This is a genomic window from Microcoleus sp. Pol7_A1 (genome assembly GCF_036701085.1).
GTDB classification, from domain to species: domain Bacteria; phylum Cyanobacteriota; class Cyanobacteriia; order Cyanobacteriales; family Microcoleaceae; genus Microcoleus; species Microcoleus asticus.
This window is the reverse complement of the sequence record NZ_JAUBQD010000061.1, coordinates 39,346-41,444: the sequence shown is the minus strand read 5'-3', so window position 1 is coordinate 41,444 and position 2,099 is coordinate 39,346. Positions and strand designations below refer to the sequence as shown.

The window sequence follows — 2,099 nt, the reverse complement described above, 5'->3', positions numbered from 1 at the left end:
TAATGAATCCCAAACATCTCAAAAACTGGTTTACTAATTGCTGCTACTGTACCTCATAACATCCGGAAGTGCTGTAATATAGCTAATAGATTCGGACGATCGCACTTATGACTGTACAAAAATTAGAAACTCAAGTCTTAACCTTAAATGCGGTTGATAAAGCTAAACTAATCAGCATCCTAACTCAAACTTTAACCAACGGTTCTCTAGGCATTAAAAAAACTCCTGGTGTGTGCGGAGGCGATGCTTGTATCGGTAATACTCGCATACCAGTTTGGTCGTTGGTGTGCGATCGACGTTTAGGTGCTTCCGATGCTATCATCCTAGAATAATTTCCCGATCTAACCGCCGCTGATTTGGTAAATGCGTGGGCTTATGCTGATGCTTACCCAGAAGAAATTGAACAAACAATTAGAGAAAATGATTGAGATCGTAAAAAATGACACTGAAAGAATTAGAAAAACAACTCCTTGCCTTAACTCCCGCTGAAAAGACTCAGGCAATACAGCTATTAGTCCAAAGTTTAAGCAATACTTGGCAAGGAATAGAAAAAACTCCCGGCGTGTGTGGTGGTAGGGCTTGTATTGCGGGGACTCGTATCCCTGTTTGGGTAATGGTTGAAGCTCGTCGTATAGGATATAGTGAAGCCGATTTGCTAGAAAATTATCCCACTATTAGTGCGGCAGATCTGGCAAATACCTGGGCTTATGCTGATGCCTATCCTGATGAAATTGAACAGGCAATCCGGGAAAATGAGGAAGCCTAAAACATGGCGCGTTTATATTCAGATGAGCAATACCCAATAGCTGTTGTCAGAATTCTGCGAACTCTCGGTCACGATGTTTTAACTGTTCAAGAAGCAGGAAATGCTGGACTTAAAATTCCTGACGATCGAGTTTTAGAATTTGCAACGAGTGATTCTCGCTCGGTGTTAACACTCAATCGGCAAGATTTCATCCGACTGCATCGCATCCAACCTAATCATTCTGGTATTATTACCTGCACTAACGATCGCAACTGGGGAAGGTTGGCATCACGTATTGATGAAGCTATTTTTGCTGAAGAAACATTGACTGGCAAATTGATTCGGGTAATACGTCCCCAAAGCTGAAAAAAAGCCCCTCGCCCTTCCCGACCTCACAACCTTACAATTAAATCCCCCATTGCTCCCAAGATTAGGTAAAATTATTGGCGTGTCTGAGGATAAACTATATGCGCTGGGTTCGATATATTGCGATCGCGATCGTCAATGGTTTCGGTGTCGTCATCGGTATTATTTGGGTTGCAGTCCCCACAACAGTGGCTCAACCTTCCCTAAACTACCAACTCGCACTCTCTGGGCGACAGCCAGACGCCGAAACTCCGCAATCCCTTTCCGAACTATACAAATTGCGCGATCGGCTGAAAGTACAATTAGATAACCTTGCCAAAACTTCCGACAGCGCCCCGTTTCCTGGAGAACTTTGGAAATCCGCAATCAACCGCCAGCAATCCCAAACTCTGACGCAGCAACTCCAAAACGTTCAAAGTCAGATTCAAATAGAAGAAAGAGCCAAATATAATTGGGACGATGCTGCTAAATTAGCCGCCCAAGCAGTCTTAATTGGACGCACTTCTAATCCTTCTTCTGCTACTTGGGAAGAGTCCCAGCGGCTGTGGCAGTTGGCTATCAATACCCTGCGACTCATTCCCCACGATTCTTTTTTGGCTGATCGGGCGATCGACAAAACCATCGAATATCAAGGAAACCTCAGTGTCGCTACCTATGAAATGCAAGTGGCACGTTCTGTTGAGAAAGTTAGAGCCGAGGAAGAAGAGATAAGAGAGCGAGCCCGCAAAGAGCAAGAGAAAAAAGAATTTGCTCGTCGAGAAATAGAGAGAAAAGAGCAAGAGAAAAAAGACCGGGCTAGAAAAGAACTTGAAAGGCAAGAGTTTGAAAAGCAAGAATTAGCCCGTAAAGAAATTGAAAGGCAAGAATTAGCCCGTAAAGAAATTGAAAGACAAGAACTTGAAAAGCAAGAATTAGCCCGTAAAGAAATTGAAAGACAAGAACTTGAAAGGCAAGAGTTAGCCCGTAAAGAAATTGAAAGGCAAGAATT

At 43.4% G+C, this 2,099-nt stretch carries 3 protein-coding genes and 1 pseudogene; all 4 read left to right on the top strand.

The features are described 5' to 3' along the window. The first annotated feature begins 107 nt into the window (after positions 1–107). Entirely contained in the window at positions 108–332 is a 225-nt protein-coding gene (locus QUA20_RS25765; RefSeq protein ID WP_445304717.1) for a DUF433 domain-containing protein, read from the top strand. Between the two features lie 107 nt (positions 333–439). Further along, the gene (locus tag QUA20_RS25760) at positions 440–766 is read left to right on the top strand and encodes a DUF433 domain-containing protein (protein WP_333192367.1); all 327 of its coding nucleotides are present in this window, start codon (positions 440–442) and stop codon (positions 764–766) included. A 3-nt stretch (positions 767–769) separates the two neighbouring features. Then, complete coding sequence (locus tag QUA20_RS25755; RefSeq protein WP_333192365.1) at positions 770–1,111, top strand: DUF5615 family PIN-like protein; 342 nt, start codon at positions 770–772, stop codon at positions 1,109–1,111. Positions 1,112–1,212: 101 nt separating this feature from the next. Next, a pseudogene (locus QUA20_RS25750) lies at positions 1,213–2,099 on the top strand (protein-arginine deiminase family protein); the annotation flags it as partial.